Below are 26,100 nucleotides of genomic sequence, written 5' to 3'. Positions count from 1 at the left end.
GCCGGACACGCTATCTCGGCCGGGCGTTTTTGCATGTGCAGCAAACGGGCTCGCCCGCGGGCCCGTGCCGTACCGGCGCCGGCCCGGCCTGCGCCGCCCTCGTTCCAGGAGTCGAATCAAGTGGCTGCCCCTCTTAGCGGAAACGGATCCGGCGCTGCCGCCGCACGGCGCACGTCGCCGATGTCGGCCTTCGCCGATCGCTGGATCCCGAAGCTCGTGCTTGCGCCGAGCGTCGCGATCGCCGTGGTGTTCATCTACGGCTTCATCCTGATTACCGGCTATCTGTCGCTGACCAATTCGCGGCTGTTGCCGAACTACGAATTCGACGGCTTCGGCCGTTACACGGACCTGTTCCAGAACGACGTGTGGTGGACGTCCGCCGCGAACCTCGCGTGGTTCGGGATTCCGTTCATCGCGATCTGCGTCGCGCTCGGGCTGTTCCTCGCGATCCTGCTCGACCAGCGGATCCGCAACGAAGGCGCGCTGCGCGCGATCTTCCTGTACCCGATGGCGCTGTCGTTCATCGTCACGGGTACCGCGTGGCAGTGGATCCTGAACCCGGGCCTCGGCCTCGAGAAGGTGATGCACGACTGGGGCTGGACGAGCTTCTCGTTCGGCTGGCTCGACGATCCGGACAAGGCGATCTTCTGCGTGGTGATCGCGGCCGTGTGGCAGTCGACCGGTTTCGTGATGGCGCTGTTCCTCGCGGGGCTGCGCGGCGTCGACAGCGAGATCTTCAAGGCCGCGCAGGTGGACGGCGCGACGCTGCCGACCATCTACCGCAAGATCGTGATCCCGAGCATGCGCCCGGTGTTCTTCTCGGTGCTGCTGATCCTCTGCCACATCACGATCAAGACCTTCGACCTCGTCGTCGCGCTGACGGCGGGCGGCCCGGGCACGTCGTCGTCGCTGCCGGCCATGTTCATGTACACGTTTTCGTTCAACCGCGGCCAGCTCGGGCTCGGCGCGGCATCCTCGGTGATGATGCTCGCGACCGTGGTCGCGGTGCTGGTGCCGCTGATGTATATGGAATCGAGGAGCACCCGCAATGCAGCCTAAGATGACGATCAGCCGGGCAGTGATCTACGCGGCACTGATCCTGTTCGCGCTGTATTTCCTGTTCCCGATCTACGTGATGCTGTCGACGTCGTTCAAGGATCTCGACCAGCTGCGTACCGGCAACCTGCTGACGCCGCCCACCAGCTGGACCGTCGACCCGTGGGTGAAGGCGTGGAGCGGCGCCTGTACCGGCGTGCGCTGCGACGGGATGAAGCCGTTCTTCCTGAACTCGCTGCAGATGGTGATCCCGGCCGTGCTGATCTCGTCGCTGATCGGCGCGTTCAACGGCTACGTGCTCACGCACTGGCGCTTTCGCGGCGCCGACGCGCTGTTCACGATGATGCTGGTCGGCTGCTTCATCCCGTTCCAGGTGATCCTGCTGCCGATGGCGCGCCTGCAGGGGATGCTCGGCCTTGCCAACACGATTCCGGGCCTCGTGTTCGTGCACGTCGTGTACGGGATCGCGTTCACGACGATGTTCTTCCGCAACTTCTACGTGAGCGTGCCGGCCGAGCTGGTGAAGGCTGCGCGCATCGACGGCGCCGGTTTCTTCACGATCTTCACGAAGATCCTGCTGCCGGTGTCGCTGCCGATCTTCATGGTGTGCCTGATCTGGCAGTTCACGCAGATCTGGAACGACTTCCTGTTCGGGATCGTGTTCTCCGGCGTCGATTCGATGCCGATCACGGTTGCGCTGAACAACCTCGTCAACACGTCGACGGGCGTGAAGGAGTACAACGTCGACATGGCCGGCGCGATCATCGCCGCGCTGCCGACGCTGCTCGTCTACATCGTCGCCGGCCGCTATTTCGTGCGCGGGCTGACGGCGGGCGCGGTGAAGGGGTAAGCGCGGCTTCATCCGATACGACGAACCGGCCGCGCCTCGCGCGCGGCGCATCGAAACGAACCCGACGCGGCGCCGGAGTGTGCCGCGCGAGACGAGACAGAGGATTCACAGCATGGCAAGCCTTTCCATCCGTGACGTGTACAAGACCTACCCGAACGGGGTGCCGGTCCTGAAGGGTGTCGACATCGAGATCGAGGACGGACAGTTCCTGATCCTGGTCGGCGGTTCGGGCTGCGGGAAATCGACGCTGCTCAACATGATCGCCGGGCTCGAGACGGTCACGAGCGGCGAGATCTGCATCGACGGCAAGGTCGTCAACGACCTGTCGCCGAAGGATCGCGACATCGCGATGGTGTTCCAGTCTTACGCGCTGTATCCGTCGATGACGGTGCGCGAGAACATCTCGTTCGGCCTGAACATCCGCAAGGTGCCGAAGAGCGAACAGCAGCAGATCGTCGACCGCGTGTCGCAGATGCTGCAGATCCAGCACCTGCTCGACCGCAAGCCGGGCCAGCTGTCCGGCGGCCAGCGCCAGCGTGTCGCGATGGGCCGCGCGCTCGCCCGCGATCCGTCGCTGTTCCTGTTCGACGAGCCGCTGTCGAACCTCGACGCGAAGCTGCGCATCGAGATGCGCGCGGAAATCAAGCTGCTGCACCAGCGCCTCGGCACGACGATCGTCTACGTGACGCACGACCAGATCGAGGCGATGACGCTCGGCGACCGGATCGCGGTGATGAAGGACGGCGTGGTCCAGCAGTTCGGCGCGCCGCAGGAGATCTACGATTCGCCGTCGAACCTGTTCGTCGCGGGCTTCATCGGCGCGCCGCCGATGAACTTCATCAACGGCAAGCTGGTCGAGCAGGGCAGCGGGATCGCGCTCGAGATCGACACGGGCCTCGCGCGCAGCGCGCTGAACCTGCCGTTCGACGCGAAGCGGATGAACGGCCACGTCGGCCGCGAGGTGATCCTCGGGCTGCGTCCGGAGCGCATCACCGATGCGCGCAACGCACACCACGGCGAGGCGTCGAAGCTGCAGCCGATCGACGTGCGCGTCGACGTGACCGAGCCGACCGGGCCGGACACGCACGTGTTCGCACAGGTGAACGGCAAGCGGATCGTGAGCCGCGTGCATCCGGCCGCGAACCCGCAGCCGGGGCAGACGCAGTCGCTGCTGTTCGACGTGTCGAAGGCGGTGCTGTTCGATCCGGCGTCGGAAGAGCGGATCGCGTGAGGCAGCGTTCGCGCTGAACGAAGAAGGGGCCGTCTCGACGTGAGCGGCCCCTTTTGTTTCTGGCGATGCGTCCGGCGTTGCGGCGGCGCTCAGTGCGGCAGCCGCACGTCGAACTTGAAGGTCGCGAGCCGCGCGACGAGGATGAAGCCGGTCGCGAGCAGCACGCTGTACACGGAATCGAACTGCAGCCACACGAGCAGCAGGTAGAACCAGCAGCCGACGAACGCACAGGTCGCGTACGGCCGCGAATCGCGCAGGATCAGCGGGATGTCGTTGCACAGCACGTCGCGGATGATCCCGCCGACCACGCCGGTAATCACGCCCATCATCACCGCGATGAAGCGCGGCATCTCGGCATCGAGCGCGATCGCCGTGCCCGAGATGCTGAAGATCCCGAGCCCGATCGCATCGGCGACGAGCAGCAGCCGCTCGGCCGACAGCCGCGACAGCATGCGCAGCACGAACGGCGCGAACAGCGCGAGCACGAAGATCGCGATCACGTAGTCGTCGTGCACGACCCAGTAGAACGGGCGGCGCTCGAGCAGGATGTCGCGCAGCGTGCCGCCGCCGAACGCGGTGGCGAGCGCCACGACGAACGTGCCGACCGAGTCGAGACGGTTCTTGCGCGCCTCGATGAAGCCCGAGATCGCAAAGGCCAGCGTGGCGATCGCCTCCAGTACCGCGATCGCGAGCGTCAGCCTAGGATGCGGCACGCGGCCCCCGGTCGGCGGGTGCCGCGAACGGCTGCAGCAGGACCAGCACCGCGCCCGCGCCGCCGTCGTGGCCGCGCGCCTCGCAGAACGCGATCACTTCTTCCTTCTGCACGAGCCACGCGCGCACCTTGCCCTTCAGCACGGGTTCCTTGCCGATCGAGCCGAGCCCCTTGCCGTGGATCACGCGCAGGCAGCGCAGCCCTTTCTTGCCGGCTTCGCGGATGAACTCGGCGAGCGCGTCGCGCGCCTCGTCGCGCCGCATCCCGTGCAGGTCGATCTGCGCCTGCACGATCCACGCGCCGCTCCTCAGCTTGCGCACGACGTCGCGGCTGATGCCGGGGCGGTGGTAATACAGCGAGTCGTCGCTGTCGAGCAGCGTCTCGGGATCGAATTCGTCGGACAGCGTCGCGTTCAGCACGGCTTCCTCGTCGCGCTGCGTCTGCTTCGGCACCGGGTCGGGCGGCGTGCGGCCGGCTGCCGCGCGCGGTGGGGCATTGAGCGGCTGGATCGCGCCGATCTCGTTGCGGAACAGGTTCGCGTCGGCTTCCGCCTTGCGCTCGGCCTTGGCCGTTTCGACGCGTTGGCGTTCGCGGCGATCGGCTTCGCCTTGCAGCGACTTGCGCAATGCGCCGAGGCCCGCGAGCCCCTGGCCGCGCAATGTGGCGGGATCGGGCGCGGGCGCCGGCGCGACGGGCGCGGGGTTCGCGGGACGGGCGGCGATCTGCCGCTTCGCGGGATCGCTCGGATGGGGCTGGTTCTTCGCCATGATTCGGTACACAGGGCAGGCGCGTTCGGGCGCGCGGGCAAAAAAAAGCCGCTGCACGGCGGCAGCGGCTTTCCGGTCGAGCCCGCTTCGCGGCAGCGGACGCCATTGTAGCGCCCGGCGCGAGCGGTCTCGCGGCTTACTTCTTGTCGTGCAGGCTTTCGAGGTAGCGCTGCGCGTCGAGCGCGGCCATGCAGCCCGTGCCCGCGCTGGTGATTGCCTGGCGGTACACGTTGTCCTGCACGTCGCCGGCGGCGAACACGCCCGGCACGCTCGTCGACGTCGCGTTGCCGTGCAGGCCGCTCTTCGTCAGGATGTAGCCGTCCTTCATCTCGAGCTGGCCCTGGAACAGGTCGGTGTTCGGCTTGTGGCCGATCGCGACGAACACGCCCTGCACGCTGAGGTCTTCCGTCGCACCGGTCTTCACGTTCTTGATGCGCAGGCCCGTGACGCCCGAATCCTCGCCCGTCACTTCGTCGAGCACGTGATCCCACTTGATCACGACGGCGCCCTCCTTTTCCTTTTCCAGCAGGCGGTCGATCAGGATCGGCTCCGCGCGGAACTTGTCGCGGCGGTGGATCACCGTGACCTTCTTCGCGATGCCCGTCAGGTAGAGCGCTTCCTCGACGGCCGTGTTGCCGCCGCCGATCACCGCGACTTCCTGGCCGCGATAGAAGAAGCCGTCGCAGGTCGCGCAGGCCGACACGCCCTTGCCCATGAAATGTTCTTCGGACGGCAGGCCGAGATACTGCGCGGACGCGCCGGTCGCGATGATCAGCGAGTCGCACGTGTATTCGCCCGAGTCGCCGATCAGGCGGATCGGCTGCTCGTGCAGCTTCGCGGTGTGGATGTGGTCGAACACGATTTCGGTGTTGAAGCGCTCGGCGTGCTCGAGGAAGCGCGCCATCAGCTCCGGACCCTGCACGCCTTTCGCGTCTGCCGGCCAGTTTTCGACGTCGGTCGTGGTCATCAGCTGGCCGCCCTGCGCGATGCCGGTGATCAGCACCGGGGACAGGTTGGCACGTGCCGCGTAGACGGCAGCCGTGTAGCCGGCGGGGCCGGAACCGAGAATCAGGACTTTGGCGTGTTTGGGCGTGGACATGTGCGAATCCGTAAAAGTCGGCTGCGGCGGGCGGGGTAGGGCTCGCCGTACGATCCGGGTTGACCGGGATGCCGTCATAGATGGGTATCAGACGCGCATTATAAAGGCCCCGTTGCTGCGTTGCCGAACGAGAGTTTCAATCGCGGCGATAGTGTCTCGCGGCGCAACGGTCGCGCATGCGGGGCGGGCGGGGCGAGGCACCCGCCCGGGGCGGCGCGGCTGCGGGCGGCCGGCCGGACCGCGCACCGGAGTGAAAGGGCGGAAAGGGCCGCCGCGGAGAGCATGCGCCGCGCCGGCCGTACCCCGGCCCTGTTATGTAACCGTCATTTACACTTGGCGGCCCGGTGCAGCGCTTACAATATGCGGGATCGAACGACAGGCGGGCGCGCAGCCCGTCCTCTTTATACGGATTCATGGCAAAAGCTCCTTATTCCGCCCAGGCACAGGCGTTGCCGCACCGGATGTCGAAGCTCCTCACGGAGATCCGCTGGATTCTCCAGGTCGCGCTCTGCGCATTTCTGGTGATGGCCCTGCTGAGCTACAGCCGGCGCGATCCGAGCTGGACGCACGCCGCCCAGGTGGACCACATCTCGAACTGGGCCGGCCGCGTCGGCGCCTGGACGGCCGACATCATCCTGCTGCTGTTCGGCCTGTCGGCCTACTGGCTGATCGTGCCGCTCGCGCGGCGCATCGCCGTCAACTACCGCCGCATCACGCGTCACGAGGCGGTCGTGGACGAACCCGAGCGGCCGATCGGCTGGCTCACCGAAATCTTCGCGTTCGTGCTCGTCGTGCTGGCGTGCGACGGCATCGAGGCGCTGCGCATGTGGTCGCTGAAGGTGCAGTTGCCGCGCGCGCCGGGCGGCGTGATCGGCGAGGCCGTGGCGGGTGCGATGGCGCACGCGTTCGGCTTCACCGGCGGCACGCTGCTGCTGCTGATCCTGCTCGCGATCGGCCTGTCGCTGTATTTCCGCTTCTCGTGGCTGTCGGTCGCCGAGCGCGTCGGCGGTGCGATCCTGTCCGCCGTCAATGTCGCGAAGCTGCGCCGCGAGGCCGAGCGCGACCGCAAGCTCGGCGAGGCCGCGGCCGTGCGCCGCGAAGGCAAGGTCGAAGAGGAGCGCGTGCGCATCGAGGATCACGAGCCCGTGACGATCGTGCCGCCGGTCGTCACGCCGGCGAAGTCCGAGCGTGTCGAGCGCGAGCGCCAGGTGCCGCTCTTCACCGACCTGCCGGGCGATTCGACGCTGCCGCCGGTGTCGCTGCTCGACCCCGCGCCGAAGGCGCAGGAGGCGATTTCGGCCGATACCCTCGAATTCACGTCGCGCCTGATCGAGAAGAAGCTGAAGGATTTCGGCGTCGAGGCGAGCGTCGTGGCCGCGTATCCGGGCCCGGTCGTCACGCGCTACGAGATCGAGCCGGCCACCGGCGTGAAGGGCAGCCAGATAGTCAACCTCGCGAAGGATCTCGCGCGCTCGCTGTCGCTCGTGTCGATCCGCGTCGTCGAGACGATTCCCGGCAAGAACTACATGGCGCTCGAGCTGCCGAACCAGCGCCGCCAGACGGTGCACCTGTCCGAGATCATCGGTTCCGAGGTGTACGCGGCCGCATCGTCGGCGCTCACGCTCAGCCTCGGCAAGGACATCGGCGGCAAGCCGGTGTGCGCGGATCTCGCGAAGATGCCGCACCTGCTGGTCGCCGGTACGACCGGCTCGGGCAAGTCGGTCGGGATCAACGCGATGATCCTGTCGCTGCTGTATAAAGCGACCGCCGAGCAGGTGCGCCTGATCCTGATCGATCCGAAGATGCTCGAAATGAGCGTCTACGAAGGCATTCCGCACCTGCTGTGCCCGGTCGTCACCGACATGCGCCAGGCCGGCCACGCGCTGAACTGGACGGTCGCGGAGATGGAGCGCCGCTACAAGCTGATGAGCAAGCTCGGCGTGCGCAACCTCGCGGGCTACAACAACAAGATCGACGAGGCCGCGAAGCGCGAGGAGAAGCTGCCGAATCCGTTCAGCCTGACGCCGGAAGATCCCGAGCCGCTCGGCCGCCTGCCGAACATCGTCGTGGTGATCGACGAGCTGGCCGACCTGATGATGGTCGTCGGCAAGAAGGTCGAGGAACTGATTGCACGGATCGCGCAGAAGGCGCGCGCGGCCGGCATCCACCTGATCCTCGCGACGCAGCGTCCGTCGGTCGACGTGATCACGGGCCTCATCAAGGCGAACGTGCCGACCCGGATCGCATTCCAGGTGTCGTCGAAGATCGACTCGCGCACGATTCTCGACCAGATGGGCGCCGAATCGCTGCTCGGGATGGGCGACATGCTGTACCTGCCGCCGGGCAGCGGGCTGCCGGTGCGCGTGCACGGCGCGTTCGTCGCCGACGACGAAGTGCACCGCGTCGTCGAGAAGCTCAAGGAGCAGGGCGAGCCGAACTACGTCGAGGGCCTGCTCGAAGGCGGCACCGCCGACGGCGACGAGGGCTCGGCCGGCGCGGGAACCGGCGAAGGCGGCGGCGAGTCTGATCCGCTGTACGACCAGGCGGTCGAGATCGTCATCAAGAACCGCCGCGCGTCGATCTCGCTCGTGCAGCGGCACCTGCGGATCGGCTATAACCGCGCGGCGCGGCTGCTCGAGCAGATGGAGCAGTCGGGGCTCGTGTCGGCGATGTCGTCGAGCGGCAACCGCGAAATTCTTGTGCCGGCGCGCGACGCGGAATGAGTCCGCGGCGTTCGCGGCGCCGGCCACCCAGGGAGAAAACCGCAATATGCAGCAACATTCGTTCGCAATGCCCCTTCGTTCGACGCGGCGCTGGCTCGGCGCGGCGCTCGCCGGCGCATCGCTGATGCTCGCGGCGACGCACGCGTTCGCGGGCGGCACCGAGCAACTGAAGGCGTTCGTGTCGCAGGTGCGTTCGGCGAAGGGCGACTTCACGCAGCAGATCGTCAAGGCGCCGGCGAAGGGCGCGAGCGCCGCGCAGGCCGTGCCGAAGCCCACCGACAATTCGAGCGGCACGTTCGTGTTCGCGCGCCCGGGCAAGTTCATCTGGACGTACCAGAAGCCGTACCAGCAGGTGCTGCAGGCCGACGGCGAGAAGCTCTACGTGTATGACCGCGACCTGAACCAGGTGACCGAGCGCAAGCTGAACGGCGCGCTGGGCGCGAGCCCGGCCGCGATCCTGTTCGGTAGCAACGATCTCGACAAGAGCTACACGCTGCGCGATGCCGGCGAGAAGGGCGGCATCGAGTGGCTCGAGATGCTGCCGAAGGCGCAGGACACGCAGTTCCAGCGGATCGGCATCGGCTTTCGCAACGGCACGCTCGCCGCGATGGAGCTGCACGACGTGTTCGGCAACGTCACGCTGCTGACGTTTACGAACATCCAGACGAATCCGCCGCTGAAGGGCGATACGTTCAAGTTCGTCGTGCCGAAGGGCGCCGACGTGATTACCGGCTGACGGCGCCGCACGCCGTTTGTTCGCAACGGGCCTGCCGGCGACGGCAGGCCCGTGTTGTTTTCGGGCGCGGGCACTGGGCGCGGGCACCGGGCGCGGGCAGCAGGCACGGCGGTGCCGTCGCGCGGCTGTCATAATGTCGGGTCCGGCGGCCGGTTCGGCCGCGACCGTTTTGATGTGGAGCGAGGGTTCATGTCCGATCTGTTTCAAGTCGAGCCGCGCCGGCCGCTCGCCGAGGCGCTGCGGCCGAAGACGCTCGCCGAGGTGATCGGCCAGACGCATTTGCTGGGCGAAGGCAAGCCGCTGCGGCTCGCGTTCGAATCGGGCAAGCCGCATTCGATGATCCTGTGGGGGCCGCCCGGCGTCGGCAAGACGACGCTCGCGCGGCTCACCGCGCTCGCGTTCGACTGCGAATTCATCGCGCTGTCCGCGGTGCTCGGCGGCGTGAAGGACATCCGCGAGTCGATGGAGCAGGCGAAGGACACGCTGAACCGCACCGGCCGCCACACGATCCTGTTCGTCGACGAGATCCACCGCTTCAACAAGGGGCAGCAGGACGCGTTGCTGCCGTTCGTCGAGTCGGGGCTCGTGACCTTCATTGGTGCCACGACCGAGAACCCGAGCTTCGAGGTCAATTCGGCATTGCTGTCGCGTGCGCAGGTGTACGTGCTGAAGTCGCTGGACGACGACGAGATGCGCCAGTTGCTGAAGCGCGCACAGGAAATCGCGCTCGACGGCCTCGCGTTCGACGACAAGGCGATCGATACGCTGGTCGGCTATGCGGACGGCGACGCGCGGCGTTTTCTGAACCTGCTCGAGCAGGCGCAGACGGCGGCCACGTCGGCCGGCGTCGCGACGATCGACGCCGATTTCGTCAGCAGCGCGATGACGCTGAACGCGCGGCGTTTCGACAAGGGCGGCGACAACTTCTACGACCAGATCTCGGCGCTGCACAAGTCGGTGCGCGGTTCGAGCCCGGACGGTGCGCTGTACTGGTTCTGCCGGATGATCGACGGCGGCGCGGATCCGAAGTACCTCGCGCGGCGGATCGTGCGGATGGCGTGGGAAGACATCGGCCTCGCCGATCCGCGCGCATTGCAGGTGGCGAACGACGCGGCCGAAACCTACGAGCGGCTCGGCTCGCCGGAAGGCGAGCTCGCGCTCGGGCAGGCGGTGATCTATCTCGCGTGCGCGGCGAAGAGCAACGCGGGCTACAACGCGTTCAACCAGGCGATGGCGTTCGTGAAGCAGGACAAGTCGCGCGAGGTGCCCGTGCACCTGCGCAACGCGCCGACCAAGCTGATGAAGGAACTCGGCTACGGTCACGCCTATCGCTACGCGCACGACGAGCCGAATGCGTATGCGGCCGGCGAGACGTACCTGCCGGACGGGATGCGCGAACCGCGCTGGTACAAGCCGGTGCCGCGCGGGCTCGAATCGAAGATCGCCGACAAGCTCGCGTGGCTGCGCGAACTCGATCGCGAAGCCGGCAAGAAGGACTGACGGCGCGGCCCGGGGCGGCCGGCATGCTCGTGGCTCGCGTCAGCGCTTGCGTGCTGGCTGCTTCTTCCAGTAGTCGAACGGCTCCTGATGGCATTCGATGTCGAGTTCGGCGATGCGCGTGTGCAGGCTCGACTGCGCGTCGGCGATCGCGAGGTTGTAGATCACCGGGCCGATCTCCTCGACGAAGAAATGCAGCAGCGCGCCGGCCTGGATATTGCCGATCGGCTCATCCATGTTTTCTGTGAAATAGCGTTGCAGTGACGCGATCGCGCGGTCGCGTATTTCCTTGTCCAGTTCGATGGCCATCGGGTTCCTTGGGGTGCTGTGACGTGGGGCGGGCGCCTTGCTCGATGCGCCGCCGCGGGCCCGCGCGGGCGTTTCGCGATCCGCGGCGCTTCGATGCCGCGCGATTTCGCGGGTGCCGACGGGCGGGCCGGCAACGCGATACTGCCATGGCCATCGCGCCACGGTCATCGCCCGTTTGCAGCATAGTCCGTCCGTCCAGTGCCTTGGCGGCCCTGCGGTGCGTTAGAATTCCCGTCTTACACAACGATTCTCCAAGTCCTCCCATGCTCGACATCCAGTTGCTGCGCAAAGACCTCGACGGCGTCGCGAAGCGCCTCGCCGATCGCGGCTACACCCTCGACATCGCCGCGTTCTCCGCCCTCGAAGCGGAACGCCGCGCGATCCAGACCCGCACCGAAGAGCTCCAGGCGCGCCGCAACAGCCTGTCGAAGCAGATCGGTGCGATGAAGGGCAAGGGCGAGGACACGTCGGCCGTGATGGCCGAGGTCGGCGGGATCGGCGACGAAATGAAGGCGGGGGAAGCCAAGCTCGGCGACATCCAGGCGCGCCTGTCCGACCTGATGCTCGGTATGCCGAACGTCGCGCATGAAAGCGTGCCGGTCGGCAAGGACGAAGCCGACAACGTCGAGGTGCGCCGCTGGGGCACGCCGCGCAAGTTCGATTTCGAGGTGAAGGATCACGTCGACGTCGGCACGCCGCTCGGCCTCGATTTCGAGACCGGCGCAAAGCTCGCCGGCGCGCGCTTCACGATGCTGCGCGGCTCGATCGCGCGCCTGCACCGCGCGCTCGCGCAGTTCATGATCGACACGCATACGCAGCAGCACGGCTACACCGAAGCGTATACGCCGTACATCGTGAACCCCGAGATCCTGTACGGTACGGGCCAGTTGCCGAAGTTCGCGGACGACATGTTCCGCGTCGAGAAGGGCGGCGAGGAGAACAAGGTCACGCAATACCTGATCTCCACGTCGGAAATCTCGCTGACGAACACCGTGCGCGAGTCGATCGTCGAAGGCTCCGCGCTGCCGATCAAGCTGACCGCGCATTCGCCGTGCTTCCGCTCGGAAGCCGGTTCGTATGGCCGCGACACGCGCGGGATGATCCGCCAGCACCAGTTCGACAAGGTCGAGATGGTGCAGGTCGTCGCGCCGGATGCGTCGTACGCGGCGCTCGACGAGATGGTCGGCCATGCGGAAGCGATCCTGCAGAAGCTCGGCCTGCCGTACCGCGTGATCACGCTGTGCACCGGCGACATGGGCTTCTCGGCCGCGAAGACGTTCGACCTCGAAGTGTGGCTGCCTGCGCAGAACACCTATCGCGAGATCTCGAGTTGCTCGAACACCGAGGCGTTCCAGGCGCGCCGGATGCAAGCGCGTTTCCGCAACGCACAGGGCAAGCCGGAACTCGTGCATACGCTCAACGGTTCGGGCCTTGCGGTCGGCCGCACGCTCGTCGCGGTGCTGGAGAACTACCAGAACGCGGACGGCTCGGTCACGGTGCCGGAAGTGCTGCGTCCGTACATGGGCGGCATCGAGCGCATCGACGCGCCGGCACAGGCGTCGTAAGGTCGCGCGCCGGCGATCGCTTCAAGCCCCCGCAAAAAAATTTGCAAAAAGGGCTTGTGAGATTCGAAGAGATCGTTCTATAATCTTTTCTTTCGCGGAAACGACCAAACGCGAAATGCAGTAAAGCAGCAAGGAAGGAGAGGTGGCAGAGTGGTCGAATGTACCTGACTCGAAATCAGGCGTACGGTTTCCCCGTACCGTGGGTTCGAATCCCACCCTCTCCGCCAAAATACGAAACCCCTTGATCCGGAAGGATCAAGGGGTTTTTCGTTTTGGGCTTGCTAAATCGTGTGTCGCAAGGCGTTGCGGTGGCAACAGCATCGACCATCGATGCATCGGAATGTGCCGATGCGATAGCGACCGTGTTCCATATGTCTTGCTGCGCAGTGGGCAGCGTCGGCAGTTCAGTCTGTCCGGATCGCGGGGACGCGTGTCGCCGCCGCGAAGGAGATCAAGGGGCTCATCGAGCAGTCGACGCAGCGTGTTGACGAAGGCGCCGTGCTGATCGGCCGCGCGGGCGAGTCGATTCACGAGATCGTCGATGCGGTGCAGCGCGTCACGACGATCGTCGGCGAGATCTCGTCCGCGTCGCAGGAGCACAGTCAAGCTGTGGCCGGATATTGCGCGAGCACCCGGGCGCGGATCGACGGCTTGATGTTCGATTGCGCCATGTTGCCGCCGTAGTGCGCGACCACCCGCGGGTTCATCACGCGATACCAGAGCGGCGGCACGTACGCGAACAGGATCATCGTCGCGTAGCCGGCCGGCAGTTGCGGCGAATCGTCGAAGTGGCGCAGCGCCTGATACGAGCGCGTCGGATTCGCGTGATGGTCGGCGTGCCGCTGCAACTGGTACAGGAACAGGTTGGTGACGACGTGATTGCTGTTCCACGAATGCTGCGGCGTGCAGCGTTCGTAGCGGCCGTTCGGCAGCTTGCGGCGGCCGAGCCCGTAGTGCTCGACGTAGTTCACGACTTCGAGCAGCGACGCGCCGTAGACGGCCTGGATCACGAGGAACGGGATCACGACCTTGCCGGCCAGCACGATCGCGATGCCCCACACGACGACGGTCATCGCCCATGCGTGCAGCACCTCGTTGCGCCAGGTCCACGGCGAATGCCCGAGCCGTTCGAGGCGGGCCTTCTCGAGCCGCCACGCGGAGCGGATGCTGCCGGTCACGGTGCGCGGCAGGAAGGCCCAGAACGATTCGCCGTAGCGCGCGCTCGCCGGATCCTCGGCCGTCGCGACACGTACATGGTGGCCGCGATTGTGCTCGACGTAGAAATGGCCGTATGCGACCGGCGCGAGCGTGATCTTCGCGAGCCAGCGTTCGAAGCGGTCGGTCTTGTGCCCGAGTTCATGTGCGGTGTTGATCGAGATGCCCGTCGCGGCGCCGAGCGACAGCGCGAAGCCGACGTAGTCGTACCAGGCGAGCGCGTGCGTGCCGACGATCCATACGCACGCGAAGAACGCGACGTATTCGACGAGGGTCGCGAGATAGACGATCAGCCGGTAGTAGCGCTCCCGTTCGAGGTGCGGCACCACGGCCTCGGGCGGATTGTCGCGATCGTCGCCGATCAGCGTGTCGAGGATCGGGATCACGCCGAACGCGAACAGGGGGCCGAACCACCAGAACACATGCAGGCCCGTCGACAGCGCGAGTTGGGCGGCGAGAATCGGTAGCGTGATCGTCAGTGCGCCGAGCAGCCACAGGTAACGCTTGCCATCCGACCAGCCCGAAGCCGATCCGTCGGTCATTGCCATTGTCTCCCTCCTGCCGGCCGGCCCGAAGGCGGCCGCCTGTACGGTTGTTCGAATTCTCGTTGGCCCGCGACGCACGCGCGGTTGAACCGGATCGTCGTCCGGTTCTGCCTGTTATACGACCCATGCGCACGCTTGCCAAACTCCGGCACTAGGCGTGCGGCTCCAAACGGCGGCGCGCGTGCGGCGCAGGCAGGGAAGAGCCCGCGCACGCCGATTGAAACATGCGGGAATGACCGGATCGGCCCGCGCGGGCGGCAGGTTTGTCAGACGGATGGCGTGCCGTGACGAGGATTGGCGTCGACGCTGCAGGTTCGCAACAAATGTTGCATCGCAATATGCGGAGCGGGATGACGACCCATGTCGCTTGCTTCGGCGTTACCAATATTACGGATCATTACGCCCTTCATGATGAAATTCACGGGGCCCGACCTGCGACTGCCTGTTGCCGCAAGGCGACTGCTGCCAGGCGTCGAATGAAGCCGTCACGGTGGTCATCCGGTTGCCGCGTCGATGTGCCGATGCTGCACCTGCACACGGGCTGGCCGCATGGCCGCCCGCAGTGCCTGCCGCCTTTCGATTCGCGCTGCCATTTGAAAATTACGATTTGACTCATGCCCCGCTTTCGGTTGAAGCTAGTAGCTTGCTGTCCGAAGGGGGCTGTGCCTGCATGAGTTCGACCTTGACCGTTCGTCGTATCGTTGCCGACCAGGGCGGCGTGTATCGCGAACTCCGCGCTGCATCGCTGCGCGAGCCCTACGCGCCCGGCGAAGCGCCGGAGGCCGAATTGCTGAACGTCGAAACGGACGCAGCGTCGGCGATTGCCGCGCAGCGCGCCGTGTCCGACGAGTCGACGACTTTCCTGCTGTATACCGAAGGCCATCCGGCCGGCATGATCGGCGCGTATTTCGACAATACGCCCGATCGGCGTGCGTTCGTCAGCGAGCTGTGGGTCGCGCACGCGGTGCGCCATCTACGCGGCGGCGTGCTGCTGCTGGAGACGGCCACCGCCTGGCTCGCCGAGCGCGGCGCCCAGGACGTCTACGCGTGGATTGCCGATGCGAACCGCAACGCGATCCGCTTCTACGAGCGCGCGGGTTTCGGCAACACCGGCGAACACGCGCCGATCGCGCGGATGCCCGGCGCGATGAAATCGCTGTACGTGTCGCAGGTGAAGCACTGACGCGACGTCAGAACGCGGGCCGCGCGGCGCGATGAAGGTCCGGTCGCCCGCTTGCCAGCCCGCTTTCCGGTTGCGCGCCCGCCCGGGCCGCTGCAACCCGGTTCCCCAAAAATAATGGCCGCGCGCGTGGACGCCTGTAAAATACGCAAAAAATTTTTGCAGAGTGTCCATGTCGCTTAAAAAATCGCCATTCTTCGAGCTGCGCAGCGGATCGGTCGATACGTTGCTGTTCACCGTGAAGACGACCGATCTCGATGCGTTGCGTACCGAACTGGTCAAGCGCTTCGAAGCGACTCCCGAGTTTTTCGCCGACGATGTCGTCGCGATCGACGTCCGCCGCCTGGCGGACGGCGAACGCGTCGCGCTGGCGGACATCCGCCAGATGCTGAACGACGTGCGGATGCGCCCGGTGGGTGTCGTCGCGCTGGCCACGCAGGGCTGGGCGGGGGAAGCCGGCCTGCCGTTGCTCGAGGCGCGCGATCGCCGCGCGCCGGCCGCGAAACCGGCCGAGGGCGCGGAGGCGTCGCCGGTCGCCGAGGCCGTCGTCGCTGCAGCAGCCGCGGCGGCGCCCGAGCAGGCGTCCGAATCGGTGCCGGTGTCGAACCAGCCGGGCGGCCAGACGCTCGTGATCGACCGGCCGTTGCGTTCGGGGCAGCAGATTTACGCGAAAGGAGACCTCGTGGTGCTCGCGCCGGTCAGTCACGGCGCGGAGATCATCGCGGAAGGCAATATCCACATCTACGCGCCGTTGCGCGGCCGCGCACTCGCGGGCGTGCACGGCAATCACGACGCGCGCATTTTCTGCACGTGTCTCGAGCCGGAACTGATTTCGATCGCGGGTATCTATCGAACAACCGAGAACCCGTTGCCCGCCGATGTACTGGGGAAAGCGGTGCAGATCCGGCTCGAAGAGGAAAAACTGATGATTGAACCGCTGCGCCTGACGTAATACACGCGGTGCGCTCCGGATCGATCGGCTCTCATTGACGAACACAGGGTATTGGGTAAATGGCAAAAATCATCGTGGTGACCTCGGGCAAGGGCGGCGTGGGCAAGACGACGACGAGCGCGAGCTTTGCGTCCGGTCTCGCGCTGCGCGGCCACAAGACGGCCGTGATCGACTTCGACGTCGGCCTGCGCAACCTCGATCTCATCATGGGCTGCGAGCGCCGCGTGGTGTACGACCTCGTGAACGTGATCCAGGGCGAAGCGAACCTGAACCAGGCGCTGATCAAGGACAAGAAGTGCGAGAACCTGTTCATCCTGCCGGCGTCGCAGACGCGCGACAAGGATGCGCTCACGCGCGAAGGCGTCGAGAAGGTGCTGAACGACCTCACCGCGATGGACTTCGAATACATCGTCTGCGATTCGCCGGCCGGCATCGAGGCGGGCGCGCTGCACGCGATGTACTTCGCGGATGAAGCGCTGATCGTCACGAACCCGGAAGTGTCGTCGGTGCGCGACTCCGACCGCATTCTCGGCATCCTGTCGTCGAAGACGAAGCGTGCGACCGAAGGCAAGGATCCGATCAAGGAACACCTGCTGATCACGCGCTACAGCCCGAAGCGCGTCAGCGAAGGCGAGATGCTGTCGCTCGAGGACATCAGCGAGATCCTGCGCATCAAGCTGATCGGCGTGGTGCCCGAGTCGGAAGCCGTCCTGCATGCGTCGAACCAGGGCTTGCCGGCCGTGCATATCGACGGCACCGACGTGGCGGAAGCGTACAAGGACGTCGTCGCGCGCTTCCTCGGTGAAGACAAGCCGCTGCGCTTCACCGATTACCAGAAGCCGGGCCTGCTGCAGCGCCTCTTCGGCAGCAAGTAACGGAGGCCGCCAATGTCCATCCTTTCGTTTCTCCTCGGTGAGAAGAAGAAGTCCGCATCGGTCGCGAAGGAGCGCCTGCAGCTCATCATCGCGCACGAGCGCGTCGGCGGCCGCCCGCCGGCGGATTACCTGCCGGCGCTGCAGAAGGAGCTGGTCGCGGTCATCTCGAAGTACGTCCATATTTCGAACGATGACATCCGCGTGAGCCTCGAGCGCCAGGACGATCTCGAAGTCCTCGAAGTGAAGATCGAGATCCCGCAGGCCTGAGTGCTACCTGTGTCCCTCCGCACGGCGGCACTCGCCGCCGTGCGCGTCTTACGCCCTGTTGCACTTTCGGGCACGCCGTAACACGGCGCCTGTCGGCCGTTATCGGTCCTCCCGCATTGAACGAATACGCTCGCGTAACTTGTTCAACCTGGAGGTTGTGATGGCTGTCTCTACTGTTCAACGTCGTATCGTTTCGCTCGCCCTGCTTGCCGCGAGCCTGTCAGCCGTCGTCGCGCCGCTCGCCGCGCATGCGGACGAGATTCTCGTCGGCACGCCCGTGATCGCGCCGCAGGACCGCGTGGTCGTCGCCGAGCCGGTCGCCGTGCGCACCGAGGAAGTCGTCATCGTCGCGCCGAATGCGCCGCCGCCGGTGCGCTACGAGGTCGTGCCGGCCGCGCGCGTGGGCTATGTGTGGGATCGCGGGCACTGGCACTGGGAGCATGGCCGCTACGTGTGGATCGGCGGCCACTGGGAGGCCGAGCGCGTCGGCATGCAATGGGTGCCGGGCCATTGGGACCAGCGCGGTCCGAACTGGTTCTGGACCCGTGGCCACTGGGCGTGATGGAGGCGGGCGATGAAAAGAACCGCAATCGCCATCGTGCTCGTCGCAATCACGCTGGCCGGGTGCATCGTCGTGCCGGCGCGGCCCGTGTACTACCGGCCGGCACCCGTCGTGATCTACTAAGCGTCGCGCGGGCCGGGCTGCGCCGCGCCGTTGGTCCCGGCCGCGGCCGGCTCGTCGTCGTGCGGCGCCGGCGCATCGGCGGCGCCTTCGGTCGGTGCGGTGGCGGGCGGCACTTCACCACCTTCGTCGCGCAGCGTGTCGAGCGGGTCGGCGGGCGCGGCGGCCGCATCCTGCGGCTCGGTGATGCCGGTTGCCACCGTCGTGCTCGCCGCGGCTGCCGCGGCCGGTTCCGCGGCCGCGACGGGCGGCGCGAGATAGCGCAGCGCGAGCGTTTCGTAGAGCGGCGGCGCGAAGAAGCGCGATACGCGGCTCGACACCAACGCGGTGGCCATCAGCGAAATCACGAGTGCGTGACCGTTGATCATCTCCATCACGATCACGAACGACGTGATCGGCGACTGCGTGACGGCCGCCATATAGCCCACCATCGCGAGCGCGATCAGCATCGGCAGGCTCATGTTGCTGAACACGACGTGCAGCAGGTTGCCGAACCCTGCGCCGATCGACAGCGACGGGGCGAAGATCCCGCCGGGGATGCCCGGCAGGTACGAGGCGACCATCGACACCATTTTCAGGAACGGGTAGAACACCGACAGATGCTGGCTGCCGTCGAGCAGGCCGCGTGCTTCGGCATAGCCGCTGCCGAAGGTCGTGCCGCCCGATACGAGGCCGACGACGGCGATCGCGAAGCCGCACAGCGCGGCGAACGCGATCGGCCGCTCGCGATACAGGCCCAGCAGCCGCGCGGGCAGCCAGCGTCCCGTGTTGAGCAGCAGCCAGCAGAACAGCCCGCCCGCGATTCCCGTCACGATCGCGGTGACCAGCACCGCGAGCGCCAGCAGTTTCGGGAAATGGGGGCCGGCATCGATCGTACCGAAATACGTGTAGTTGCCGTTCAGGCCGAGCGCGACGACGCCGGCGAGTATGATCGCGGTGATCAGCACGCCGCTGGCGCGCGCGGAGAAGCTGCGCGTCAGCTCCTCGATCGCGAACACGATCCCGGCGAGCGGCGTATTGAACGCGGCCGACAGCCCGGCCGCCGCGCCGGCGAGCACCAGCTGGCGTTCGATCTGCGCGTTCGAGCGGGGGTAGAAGCGCCGCAGGTTGAACATCAGCGCCGCGCCGACCTGCACGGTCGGCCCTTCGCGGCCGATCGTGAAGCCGCCCAGGATGCCGAGGAACGACACCAGCACCTTGCCGAACAGGATGCGCAGCGTCAGCAGCCGGGAGCCGAACGCGCTCGGGCGCGCATGCAGCGTCGCGATCACCTGCGGGATGCCGCTGCCCTCGGCGCCGCGGAAGAAGCGGCGCGTGATCCATACCGACACAGCGGCGATTGCCGGCGTCAGCAGCAGCGGCAGCCACGCGGCGTGATCGCGCATCGTGCGGAAGCTTTCGTAGCCCCAGTCGATCAGTCGCGCGTAGAGCACGGCCGCGAGGCCGACGACGATCGCGCCGAGCCAGAAAACGCCGTACTGGCGCCAGATTCTCAGCGAGCGTCGGGTGAGGGCGGGAAACAGGGCGGGAAGGGCGGCAAGAGCGGGGCGTGGCATCGGCGGGGCCATCGGGCAAAGGAGACATTATAAAAAGGAACCGGGGCCGCAAAGTGGGCGACAGGGTTTCGCAAGCTTGTAGCATTTCGTTGCAAATGTAATTCAGGAGTAATGTTCGCGGCGGGTATCCGTCGTTAGCATCCCCAAATGGCTCGCTCTTCCCCGCAAACGTGAAACGCATCCTCATCGTGAAAGTGACGTCGCTCGGCGACGTCGTCCAGACGCTGCCTGTCGTCGCGGATCTGCATCGCGCCTTTCCCGGCGTAACGGTCGACTGGGCGGTGGACGAATCGTGCGCGGAGGTCGTGCGCTGGCATCCGGGCGTCAGCCATGTCCTTTGCGCGCCGCTGCGCCGTTTCAAGAAGATGCGCAATCGCGGCGACCTGAAGGCGATCTCGGCGTCGATCAGCGCGCTGCGGGCGCACCGCTACGATGCGGTGATCGACCTGCACGGCGTCTACAAGAGCGCGATCATTTCGCTGCTGGCGCGCGCCGCGCGCCGCGTCGGCTACCAGACGCAGGATCTCGGCGAAACGGGCGCACGCTTCGCGTATTCGCACCGCTTCGGCCCGCGGCCGGATTGCGACGCGTGGCACGGGATGCGCGTGAGCGCGGGCGAGGCGCTCGGTTACGCGCCCGAGGGTGTCGCCACGTACGGCATCGTCCCGCCGCAGGACGCGAACCTGCCGGCGGCCGTGACCGACGGCGCACCGTTCATGCTGTTGTTCCATGCAACGTCCAACCCCGACAAGAAATGGCCGGCCGACCACTGGGCCGCGCTCGCCACGCAGATGATGGCGAGCGGCGTGCGCGTGCTGTTGCCGTGGGGATCGGCTGCCGAGCACGACGACGCGCAGGACATCGCCGCGCGCGCGCCGGGGGCGGTCGTGCTGCCCGCGATGACGGTGCGCGAACTCGGTGCGGCGCTTGGCCGGGCTGCGCTCGTGGTGGGAGTCGATACGGGGTTCGTGCACATGGCGCACGCGTTGCAGCGGCCGACCGTGATGATTTTCGTCGCGACGTCGCGGCACCATTGCGGGATCGGCGGCGCGCCGAATGCCCTGTCCATCGGCGAGCCGGGCGCGATGCCGTCGGTCGAGGAGGCGCTGGACGCGATCGATACGGTCTGCCCGGCCTATGGCGCGCGGCGCGCGCGACTGACCGCCTGACGAAGCGGGGCGGGCCGGTTCAGGCGAGCAGCGCCTCGACCGTGACGACGGCGGCGATCGCCGCCAGGTTCGCCAGCAGCGCCTCGAACACGAGGCCGCGCCACGTCTTCGGCCGGAAGTGCAGCGCGAGCAGGAGCGCGCCACCGAGCGCAAGCGCGAGGATCAGGACGAGATCGGCATTGCCGAGGCGGATGTTCATGGTGGCGGCTCCTTCGGGGCGGGATCCCGGGGGCGCGCGGCGGCGCACCCGGGATCGAGTATAGGCAGCGCCGGCCACCGCGCAACCCGGGTCGCCCCGGAGACTCAGACGAGCGACGCGTCGCGCGTTTCGCGCATCAGCAGCACGCCGATCAGGCTGATGGCCGCCGCAACCGATACATATCCGCCGACCCACGACAGCCCGCCGCGCGCCGCCAGCAGTTGCGCGATGTACGGCGCGATCGACGCGCCGAGGATCCCGCCGAGGTTGTACGCGACTCCCGCACCCGTATAGCGGACGTTGGTCGGGAACAGTTCCGGCAGCAGCGCGCCCATCGGCGCGAACGTCACGCCCATCAGGAACAGCTCGATCGTCAGGAACAGCGCGACGAGCGGCATCGAGCCGCTGCCGAGCAGCGGTTCCATCGCGAAACCCGACAGCAGCGCGGCGATCGCGCCCACGACGAGTACCGGTTTGCGGCCGAAGTGATCGGATGCCCACGCGGACAGCGGCGTCGCGAGTCCCATGAACACGACCGCGAAACACAGCAGGCCGAGGAAGCTCTGGCGCGGAATATGCAGCGCCGACACGCCGTATGACAGCGAGAACACCGTCGAGATATAGAACAGCGTGTAGCAGACGACCATCGCGAGCGCGCCGAGCAGCGTCGGCTGCCAGTGTTGCGTGACGAGGGTCGCGACCGGCACGCGTACGCGCTCGTTGCGATCGAGCGCGGCCTGGAACGCGGGCGTTTCGGTGATCTTGAGTCGCACGTACAGGCCGAGCGCGACGAGCACCGCGCTGACCAGGAACGGGATGCGCCAGCCCCAGCTGCGGAACTGCTCGTCCGACAGCGACAACGCGAGCGCGAAGAACAGGCCGTTCGACATCAGGAAGCCGACCGAGGGCCCGAGCTGCGGGAACATGCCGAACCAGCCGCGCTTGCCCTGCGGCGCATGCTCGGTCGCGAGCAGCGCGGCGCCGCCCCATTCGCCGCCGAGGCCGATCCCCTGGCCGAAGCGCAGCACGCACAGCAGCACCGGCGCGAGCGTGCCGATCGCGTCGTAGCCGGGCACGAAGCCGATTGCGGTGGTGGATACGCCCATCACGAGCAGCGACGCGACGAGCGTCGATTTGCGCCCGATGCGATCGCCGAAGTGCCCGAACAGGAACGAGCCGATCGGGCGCGCGATGAATGCGATGCCGAACGTGACGAACGCGGACAGCGCCTGTGCGGTCGCGGAGCCGTGTGGAAAGAATACGGGGCCGATGACGAGCGCGGCAGCCGTTGCGTACACATAGAAATCGTAGAACTCGATCGCGGTGCCGATGAAGCTCGCGAACACGATGCGCCGGTGGCTGACGGCGCCGGCCGAACCGGTTGCGTGTGCAACGGTCGGGGGGGATGCGGACATGGATGTCTCCGTTTTGTCGTTGGGGCGGTCGGCTGGGCGTGCGGTCGGACAGGCGGACGCCTGCCGGGGGGCAGCCGAGCGGATGATGCGGTAGCGGCGTGGACGCGCGCCATGGCGCGGACGTCACCCGCCGGTCGACGATGGAGACGGGTACGTCGCCGCCGCCCGGTGCCGGCGTGGTCGGCTCGCATGCCGGGTGGGGCGCACGAACGCGCGCGCGGCGTGATGGCCGCGCGATTGCGGAAAATTATAGCCAGCGCTGCCGCGCACCGGCAATCGCGGTGCGGCGGCCGGTCAGTCGATCGATTGCGCCTGCGCCGACGCGGTGCTTTGCAACTGGAAGTGGCCGTCGTCGTTGAAGAGCCAGCCTTCCATCATTTCGAGCCGGCCGTTGCCGTCGAGCAGCCGCGACGGTGGCGGCGGCAGTGGCGCCGAGCGGCGCAGCGACGCGAGCGCGAGCGCTTCCGCTTCGCTGTCGCCGTTGCTGCGATAGACGGACGCGTTGACGAGCCGGCCGCTGCCATCGACGGTGAAGGCCACGACGACGAGCGAACGGAGCATGGCCTGCGGCGTGCCGTGCAGCAGGCCGGACGGATTGCGTTCGGCGACACGCTGCGCGACTTCGACGCGGTATTGGTCGAGGCTGCCGCTGCGTGTGATCGACGGAATCGTCAGGATCGAGTGCAGCGACGGAGGCGGCGTGATCGTGCACGCCGCGAGCATGGCGACGACGGCCAGTGCAACTGCACGCAGCCGGTCGACGCGCGAACGGGAAAGGGGGCGCATGGGAGGCTAGCCAGAAGTGACTATAAAAAAATGATAGGCGCACGGGCGCGAGCCGGCATCGGGAGAAACGCATAACGGTCGATGCCGGGTGTCGCGATCGCTGATGGCGGGGCAGCGTGCGCTCGCGTATCGCAATGTGACGTGACTTGTGACGGCACGCTCGCGCGGCTGCCGCTCGTCCGCATCCCGGTGCGCGTGTTGCACGGCTGAAAGCAAGGCGAGGAACGCGACCGGCGCGCAGGCGCTTGGAGATGGTTCGGCAGCGCGCATCCATCGCCGCGGGCAGCACCGCGGCGGATGCCCGCGCAATCGTCAGCGACGCGTGCCGCCCGGTTCAGAAACCGTGCGTGACGAGTGACAGGACCGACAGGTCGGGGTGCGTGCCGTCGATGATGCTCTTGCCGACATGCACGGCTTCGTGGACGGCTTCATCGAGGCTGGCGAAGCTTTCCTCGCCGTCCGCATGGAACGGTACCGCGTGGCCGGGTAACGCGGGATTCGCGCCGGGATGGCATACGTAGCCGGTGTAGGTATAGCGCGTGTCGCTGCCGGGCACGGCAGCCGGCACGACATGGACCTCGAAGCCTTCGTAATCGACGTGTTCCGTCGGTATCGACAGTTCGGTCATGGCGATCTCCGTGTACCGCACGCAGGGGTGGCGCGCGCGGCATCGAGTACGCGGCGGCGGTCGTGTCGCCGTGTTGATCGAATTCTAGGTGATCGAGCGGCTGGCAGGGAGGCTTCCGGCGCGCTGCGGCGCGATGACGGGCTGCTGCCCGTGCCGTTTCGACAAACGGGTTCGTGCGCGGCGCTGCATCATTGTTTGCAGCGGGCGTCCTTGCGCTGCACGACGATGATCACCGGGTATTTCTGGCCGTGGTCGAGCTCCACGCGTGCCACGACGGTGAGCGTCGCCGGATCGGAATCGTCGTACACGCTCACCTGTTCGTTGCGCAGGTAGGTCACGCCGGTGCAGTTCGACGTGCGTCCGTCGTCTCCCACCTTGCACTGGAGGTCGTTGTCTTTCAGGTAGTTGTACGGCGACGGGCTCGCGAGGTATTCGCTCAGGCCGCGCGGCGAGCCGCCGACGCCGGACACGTATGCGATCGCGCACGACGCTTGCACGTCGCTGCCGGACGCGGTGTCGGCTGCCGCGTGCGTGCTGACGGCCGCGAGCAAGGCGACGAGCGACGAGACGATGAGGGGCTTCATGACGTGGGTTTCCCGTTTCGCGAATCGGAGCGCCGGATTGTAACGGCATCCGGCGGGACGCGTCGGAACGTGGGGGAAAGCCGTACGAGAACCAACAAAAAACCCCGTCATTCGCTGAATGGACGGGGTTTGGCAAACTTCCTGGCGGAAGCGGTGAGATTCGAACTCACGGACAGTTTCCCGTCGCCGGTTTTCAAGACCGGTGCCTTAAACCGCTCGGCCACGCTTCCACACGAGGCGGCATTGTAACCGAAATGCCGCGATCTTCATGCCCTCAATCGTCGCGCAGGAACAATTCCTGCAGGTCGTTGAGGAAACGCTGGCCGAGCGGCGTCGGCGCGATCTGCGCGAAATCGCGTGCGATCAGTCCGCGCCGTTCCGCTTCCTGCAGTGCCGGCTCGATCGTGCTCATCGGCAGGCCGGTGCGCTCGGCGAAGCTGTGCACGGGGAAGCCCTCGACGAGCCGCAGCGTGTTCAGCATGAACTCGAACGGCAGGTCGCGCGCGCCGACTTCACGCTCTTCCTGCACGGCCGTGCCGGCCATCGCCTGCTCGATGAAGGTCGCCGGATGCTTGTAGCGTGCCTGCCGCAGGATCCGGTTCGGGAACGACAGCTTCGTGTGCGCGCCCGCACCGATCCCGAGATAGTCGCCGAAACGCCAGTAGTTCAGGTTGTGCTTGCACTGATGATTCGGCTTCGCATACGCGGACACTTCGTAGCGCCCGTAACCGGCCTCGGCCGTACGTGCGTGAATCCATTCCTGCATGTCGGCCGACGCGTCGTCGTCGGGGACGACCGGCGGAAACTTCGCGAACAGGGTATTCGGCTCGAGCGTCAGGTGATACAGCGACAGATGCGGCGGTGCGTACGACAGTGCGGTTTCGATGTCGGTACGGCATTCGTCGAGCGTCTGGTTCGGCAGCGCGAACATCAGGTCGAGGTTGAAGTTGTCGAAGTTCTTCGCGGCGATCTCGACGGCCGCGCGCGCCTGCGCGGTGTCATGAATCCGGCCGAGCGCCTTCAGGTGCGTTTCGTTGAAGCTCTGGATGCCGACCGACAGGCGGTTCACGCCGCTCGCGCGGAACTGCGCGAACTTCGCGGCCTCGAACGTGCCCGGATTCGCCTCGAGCGTGATCTCGGCATCGGCGTCGAGCGGCAGCAGCGCGCGCACGTCGGACAGCATCCGGTCGAGGCCGGCGGCCGACAGCAGGCTCGGCGTGCCGCCGCCGATGAACACCGTATGCACCTGCCGGCCCCACACGAGCGGCAGCGCCTGCTCGAGATCGGCGCGCAGCGCGTCGAGATACTCGGTTTCCGGAAACCGTTCGCCTTTCCACTCGTGCGAGTTGAAATCGCAGTACGGGCACTTGCGCACGCACCACGGGAAATGCACGTACAGCGCGAGCGGCGGCAGCGACGTGAGCCGCACCTGGCCGGGCGACGTGAAGGTCGCGACGACGCGTGCGCCGGTTTCCGCGGCCTGGCTCATGCAACCTCCCGCA

27 protein-coding genes and 2 tRNA genes are annotated in these 26,100 nt (G+C 66.8%); 15 read left to right on the top strand and 14 right to left on the bottom strand.

The features are described from left to right. Nucleotides 1–120 precede the first annotated feature (120 nt). The 3 genes from ACTJLD_RS10175 to ACTJLD_RS10165 all read left to right on the top strand — a co-directional run bounded on the left by ACTJLD_RS10175 (nucleotide 121) and on the right by ACTJLD_RS10165 (nucleotide 3,137). Nucleotides 121–1,059, top strand: coding sequence for a carbohydrate ABC transporter permease (locus ACTJLD_RS10175; protein ID WP_027788122.1), 939 nt, complete (start codon nucleotides 121–123; stop codon nucleotides 1,057–1,059). Continuing rightward, a complete protein-coding gene (locus ACTJLD_RS10170) occupies nucleotides 1,049–1,906 on the top strand; it encodes a carbohydrate ABC transporter permease (RefSeq protein ID WP_006476648.1) in 858 nt (285 codons plus the stop codon). The genes ACTJLD_RS10175 and ACTJLD_RS10170 overlap by 11 nt, the downstream gene beginning before the upstream one ends. Before the next feature lie 112 nt (nucleotides 1,907–2,018). Next, complete coding sequence (locus ACTJLD_RS10165) at nucleotides 2,019–3,137, top strand: ABC transporter ATP-binding protein (RefSeq protein WP_021163438.1); 1,119 nt, start codon at nucleotides 2,019–2,021, stop codon at nucleotides 3,135–3,137. 89 nt (nucleotides 3,138–3,226) lie between these two features. Here the strand turns inward: ACTJLD_RS10165 and ACTJLD_RS10160 are convergent, their stop codons facing one another. The 3 genes from ACTJLD_RS10160 to trxB form a co-directional block, all read right to left on the bottom strand. After that, nucleotides 3,227–3,850 (bottom strand): trimeric intracellular cation channel family protein, encoded by a 624-nt coding sequence (locus ACTJLD_RS10160; RefSeq protein WP_027788121.1) that lies wholly within the window; start codon nucleotides 3,848–3,850, stop codon nucleotides 3,227–3,229. Next, complete coding sequence (locus ACTJLD_RS10155; RefSeq protein ID WP_440658645.1) at nucleotides 3,837–4,616, bottom strand: Smr/MutS family protein; 780 nt, start codon at nucleotides 4,614–4,616, stop codon at nucleotides 3,837–3,839. Before ACTJLD_RS10155 ends, ACTJLD_RS10160 begins: the two co-directional genes overlap by 14 nt. A 136-nt stretch (nucleotides 4,617–4,752) precedes the next feature. Continuing rightward, on the bottom strand, nucleotides 4,753–5,715 hold the full coding sequence (trxB, locus tag ACTJLD_RS10150) for a thioredoxin-disulfide reductase (protein ID WP_021163435.1): 963 nt from the start codon (nucleotides 5,713–5,715) through the stop codon (nucleotides 4,753–4,755). Nucleotides 5,716–6,128: 413 nt separating this feature from the next. Between trxB and ACTJLD_RS10145 the strand changes: the two genes are divergently transcribed. From ACTJLD_RS10145 to ACTJLD_RS10135, 3 genes are all read left to right on the top strand, one after another. Further along, nucleotides 6,129–8,438, top strand: a complete 2,310-nt coding sequence (locus ACTJLD_RS10145; RefSeq protein WP_440658644.1) for a DNA translocase FtsK — start codon at nucleotides 6,129–6,131, stop codon at nucleotides 8,436–8,438. A 46-nt stretch (nucleotides 8,439–8,484) separates the two neighbouring features. After that, a complete protein-coding gene (lolA, locus tag ACTJLD_RS10140; protein ID WP_440658643.1) occupies nucleotides 8,485–9,174 on the top strand; it encodes an outer membrane lipoprotein chaperone LolA in 690 nt (229 codons plus the stop codon). Nucleotides 9,175–9,363: 189 nt separating this feature from the next. Beyond that, entirely contained in the window at nucleotides 9,364–10,674 is a 1,311-nt protein-coding gene (locus tag ACTJLD_RS10135; RefSeq protein ID WP_027788118.1) for a replication-associated recombination protein A, read from the top strand. A 39-nt stretch (nucleotides 10,675–10,713) separates the two neighbouring features. Here ACTJLD_RS10135 and ACTJLD_RS10130 read toward each other — a convergent pair whose 3' ends face one another. After that, nucleotides 10,714–10,980 (bottom strand): DUF2164 domain-containing protein, encoded by a 267-nt coding sequence (locus ACTJLD_RS10130; protein ID WP_021163431.1) that lies wholly within the window; start codon nucleotides 10,978–10,980, stop codon nucleotides 10,714–10,716. A 263-nt stretch (nucleotides 10,981–11,243) separates the two neighbouring features. Between ACTJLD_RS10130 and serS the strand changes: the two genes are divergently transcribed. The 3 genes from serS (at nucleotide 11,244) to ACTJLD_RS10115 (ending at nucleotide 13,229) form a co-directional block, all read left to right on the top strand. After that, complete coding sequence (serS, locus tag ACTJLD_RS10125) at nucleotides 11,244–12,545, top strand: serine--tRNA ligase (RefSeq protein WP_440658642.1); 1,302 nt, start codon at nucleotides 11,244–11,246, stop codon at nucleotides 12,543–12,545. Between the two features lie 136 nt (nucleotides 12,546–12,681). After that, nucleotides 12,682–12,772, top strand: a tRNA-Ser gene (locus ACTJLD_RS10120). A gap of 142 nt (nucleotides 12,773–12,914) precedes the next feature. Then, entirely contained in the window at nucleotides 12,915–13,229 is a 315-nt protein-coding gene (locus tag ACTJLD_RS10115; protein WP_440658686.1) for a methyl-accepting chemotaxis protein, read from the top strand. Here the strand turns inward: ACTJLD_RS10115 and ACTJLD_RS10110 are convergent. After that, nucleotides 13,148–14,308 (bottom strand): alkane 1-monooxygenase, encoded by a 1,161-nt coding sequence (locus ACTJLD_RS10110; protein ID WP_060083965.1) that lies wholly within the window; start codon nucleotides 14,306–14,308, stop codon nucleotides 13,148–13,150. The genes ACTJLD_RS10115 and ACTJLD_RS10110 overlap by 82 nt on opposite strands. A gap of 263 nt (nucleotides 14,309–14,571) precedes the next feature. Continuing rightward, nucleotides 14,572–14,727 carry a hypothetical protein gene (locus ACTJLD_RS10105; RefSeq protein ID WP_196494415.1) on the bottom strand — a complete coding sequence of 52 codons (156 nt, stop codon included), beginning with the start codon at nucleotides 14,725–14,727 and terminating at the stop codon, nucleotides 14,572–14,574. A 248-nt stretch (nucleotides 14,728–14,975) separates the two neighbouring features. On the opposite strand from ACTJLD_RS10105, the gene ACTJLD_RS10100 reads away from it, so the two are divergent. The 5 genes from ACTJLD_RS10100 to ACTJLD_RS10080 all read left to right on the top strand — a co-directional run bounded on the left by ACTJLD_RS10100 (nucleotide 14,976) and on the right by ACTJLD_RS10080 (nucleotide 18,141). Beyond that, entirely contained in the window at nucleotides 14,976–15,488 is a 513-nt protein-coding gene (locus ACTJLD_RS10100; RefSeq protein WP_027788116.1) for a GNAT family N-acetyltransferase, read from the top strand. A gap of 169 nt (nucleotides 15,489–15,657) precedes the next feature. Next, complete coding sequence (minC, locus tag ACTJLD_RS10095; protein WP_059695888.1) at nucleotides 15,658–16,437, top strand: septum site-determining protein MinC; 780 nt, start codon at nucleotides 15,658–15,660, stop codon at nucleotides 16,435–16,437. 59 nt (nucleotides 16,438–16,496) lie between these two features. Next, nucleotides 16,497–17,312 carry a septum site-determining protein MinD gene (minD, locus tag ACTJLD_RS10090; RefSeq protein ID WP_027788114.1) on the top strand — a complete coding sequence of 272 codons (816 nt, stop codon included), beginning with the start codon at nucleotides 16,497–16,499 and terminating at the stop codon, nucleotides 17,310–17,312. A gap of 12 nt (nucleotides 17,313–17,324) precedes the next feature. Then, the gene (minE, locus tag ACTJLD_RS10085) at nucleotides 17,325–17,579 is read left to right on the top strand and encodes a cell division topological specificity factor MinE (protein WP_006486661.1); all 255 of its coding nucleotides are present in this window, start codon (nucleotides 17,325–17,327) and stop codon (nucleotides 17,577–17,579) included. A gap of 160 nt (nucleotides 17,580–17,739) precedes the next feature. Beyond that, the gene (locus ACTJLD_RS10080; protein WP_440658640.1) at nucleotides 17,740–18,141 is read left to right on the top strand and encodes a YXWGXW repeat-containing protein; all 402 of its coding nucleotides are present in this window, start codon (nucleotides 17,740–17,742) and stop codon (nucleotides 18,139–18,141) included. Nucleotides 18,142–18,260: 119 nt separating this feature from the next. On the opposite strand, the gene ACTJLD_RS10075 is transcribed toward ACTJLD_RS10080, so the two are convergent. Then, the gene (locus ACTJLD_RS10075) at nucleotides 18,261–19,817 is read right to left on the bottom strand and encodes a chloride channel protein (protein ID WP_301825486.1); all 1,557 of its coding nucleotides are present in this window, start codon (nucleotides 19,815–19,817) and stop codon (nucleotides 18,261–18,263) included. Nucleotides 19,818–19,987: 170 nt separating this feature from the next. On the opposite strand from ACTJLD_RS10075, the gene waaC reads away from it, so the two are divergent. Then, nucleotides 19,988–20,986, top strand: a complete 999-nt coding sequence (gene waaC, locus ACTJLD_RS10070) for a lipopolysaccharide heptosyltransferase I (protein ID WP_440658639.1) — start codon at nucleotides 19,988–19,990, stop codon at nucleotides 20,984–20,986. 19 nt (nucleotides 20,987–21,005) lie between these two features. On the opposite strand, the gene ACTJLD_RS10065 is transcribed toward waaC, so the two are convergent. The 7 genes from ACTJLD_RS10065 to hemW all read right to left on the bottom strand — a co-directional run bounded on the left by ACTJLD_RS10065 (nucleotide 21,006) and on the right by hemW (nucleotide 26,087). Then, nucleotides 21,006–21,185 (bottom strand): hypothetical protein, encoded by a 180-nt coding sequence (locus ACTJLD_RS10065; protein WP_440658637.1) that lies wholly within the window; start codon nucleotides 21,183–21,185, stop codon nucleotides 21,006–21,008. Between the two features lie 104 nt (nucleotides 21,186–21,289). After that, entirely contained in the window at nucleotides 21,290–22,600 is a 1,311-nt protein-coding gene (locus ACTJLD_RS10060) for an MFS transporter (RefSeq protein WP_175863702.1), read from the bottom strand. Nucleotides 22,601–22,894: 294 nt separating this feature from the next. Beyond that, nucleotides 22,895–23,386 (bottom strand): energy transducer TonB family protein, encoded by a 492-nt coding sequence (locus tag ACTJLD_RS10055; RefSeq protein WP_027788109.1) that lies wholly within the window; start codon nucleotides 23,384–23,386, stop codon nucleotides 22,895–22,897. 334 nt (nucleotides 23,387–23,720) lie between these two features. Continuing rightward, a complete protein-coding gene (locus ACTJLD_RS10050) occupies nucleotides 23,721–24,014 on the bottom strand; it encodes a hypothetical protein (RefSeq protein WP_027788108.1) in 294 nt (97 codons plus the stop codon). A gap of 188 nt (nucleotides 24,015–24,202) precedes the next feature. Continuing rightward, nucleotides 24,203–24,598: a hypothetical protein gene (locus ACTJLD_RS10045; RefSeq protein WP_440658636.1), complete on the bottom strand. Its 396-nt coding sequence runs from the start codon at nucleotides 24,596–24,598 to the stop codon at nucleotides 24,203–24,205. Between the two features lie 142 nt (nucleotides 24,599–24,740). Then, nucleotides 24,741–24,828 (bottom strand) — tRNA-Ser (locus tag ACTJLD_RS10040). Between the two features lie 44 nt (nucleotides 24,829–24,872). Next, on the bottom strand, nucleotides 24,873–26,087 hold the full coding sequence (gene hemW, locus ACTJLD_RS10035) for a radical SAM family heme chaperone HemW (RefSeq protein WP_027788106.1): 1,215 nt from the start codon (nucleotides 26,085–26,087) through the stop codon (nucleotides 24,873–24,875). Between the last annotated feature and the right edge of the window lie 13 nt (nucleotides 26,088–26,100).

Origin of the sequence: Burkholderia sp. 22088, from assembly GCF_052045915.1 — a bacterium.
Lineage (GTDB): Bacteria > Pseudomonadota > Gammaproteobacteria > Burkholderiales > Burkholderiaceae > Burkholderia > Burkholderia cepacia.
Note: the sequence above shows the minus strand (reverse complement) of the source record. Positions and strands in the feature narration are given on the sequence as shown.

Coding starts and splice junctions, on each gene's coding strand:
- hemW (WP_027788106.1), bottom strand. CDS start 26,087: ATGAGCCAGGCCGCGGAAACCGGCGCACGCGTCGTCGCGACCTTCACG.
- ACTJLD_RS10060 (WP_175863702.1), bottom strand. CDS start 22,600: ATGTCCGCATCCCCCCCGACCGTTGCACACGCAACCGGTTCGGCCGGC.
- ACTJLD_RS10155 (WP_440658645.1), bottom strand. CDS start 4,616: ATGGCGAAGAACCAGCCCCATCCGAGCGATCCCGCGAAGCGGCAGATC.
- ACTJLD_RS10055 (WP_027788109.1), bottom strand. CDS start 23,386: ATGCGCCCCCTTTCCCGTTCGCGCGTCGACCGGCTGCGTGCAGTTGCA.
- ACTJLD_RS10075 (WP_301825486.1), bottom strand. CDS start 19,817: ATGCCACGCCCCGCTCTTGCCGCCCTTCCCGCCCTGTTTCCCGCCCTC.
- ACTJLD_RS10110 (WP_060083965.1), bottom strand. CDS start 14,308: ATGGCAATGACCGACGGATCGGCTTCGGGCTGGTCGGATGGCAAGCGT.
- ACTJLD_RS10145 (WP_440658644.1), top strand. CDS start 6,129: ATGGCAAAAGCTCCTTATTCCGCCCAGGCACAGGCGTTGCCGCACCGG.
- trxB (WP_021163435.1), bottom strand. CDS start 5,715: ATGTCCACGCCCAAACACGCCAAAGTCCTGATTCTCGGTTCCGGCCCC.
- ACTJLD_RS10165 (WP_021163438.1), top strand. CDS start 2,019: ATGGCAAGCCTTTCCATCCGTGACGTGTACAAGACCTACCCGAACGGG.
- ACTJLD_RS10080 (WP_440658640.1), top strand. CDS start 17,740: ATGGCTGTCTCTACTGTTCAACGTCGTATCGTTTCGCTCGCCCTGCTT.
- ACTJLD_RS10130 (WP_021163431.1), bottom strand. CDS start 10,980: ATGGCCATCGAACTGGACAAGGAAATACGCGACCGCGCGATCGCGTCA.
- lolA (WP_440658643.1), top strand. CDS start 8,485: ATGCAGCAACATTCGTTCGCAATGCCCCTTCGTTCGACGCGGCGCTGG.
- ACTJLD_RS10050 (WP_027788108.1), bottom strand. CDS start 24,014: ATGACCGAACTGTCGATACCGACGGAACACGTCGATTACGAAGGCTTC.
- ACTJLD_RS10100 (WP_027788116.1), top strand. CDS start 14,976: ATGAGTTCGACCTTGACCGTTCGTCGTATCGTTGCCGACCAGGGCGGC.
- serS (WP_440658642.1), top strand. CDS start 11,244: ATGCTCGACATCCAGTTGCTGCGCAAAGACCTCGACGGCGTCGCGAAG.
- minD (WP_027788114.1), top strand. CDS start 16,497: ATGGCAAAAATCATCGTGGTGACCTCGGGCAAGGGCGGCGTGGGCAAG.
- ACTJLD_RS10135 (WP_027788118.1), top strand. CDS start 9,364: ATGTCCGATCTGTTTCAAGTCGAGCCGCGCCGGCCGCTCGCCGAGGCG.
- minE (WP_006486661.1), top strand. CDS start 17,325: ATGTCCATCCTTTCGTTTCTCCTCGGTGAGAAGAAGAAGTCCGCATCG.
- ACTJLD_RS10170 (WP_006476648.1), top strand. CDS start 1,049: ATGCAGCCTAAGATGACGATCAGCCGGGCAGTGATCTACGCGGCACTG.
- ACTJLD_RS10045 (WP_440658636.1), bottom strand. CDS start 24,598: ATGAAGCCCCTCATCGTCTCGTCGCTCGTCGCCTTGCTCGCGGCCGTC.
- ACTJLD_RS10065 (WP_440658637.1), bottom strand. CDS start 21,185: ATGAACATCCGCCTCGGCAATGCCGATCTCGTCCTGATCCTCGCGCTT.
- minC (WP_059695888.1), top strand. CDS start 15,658: ATGTCGCTTAAAAAATCGCCATTCTTCGAGCTGCGCAGCGGATCGGTC.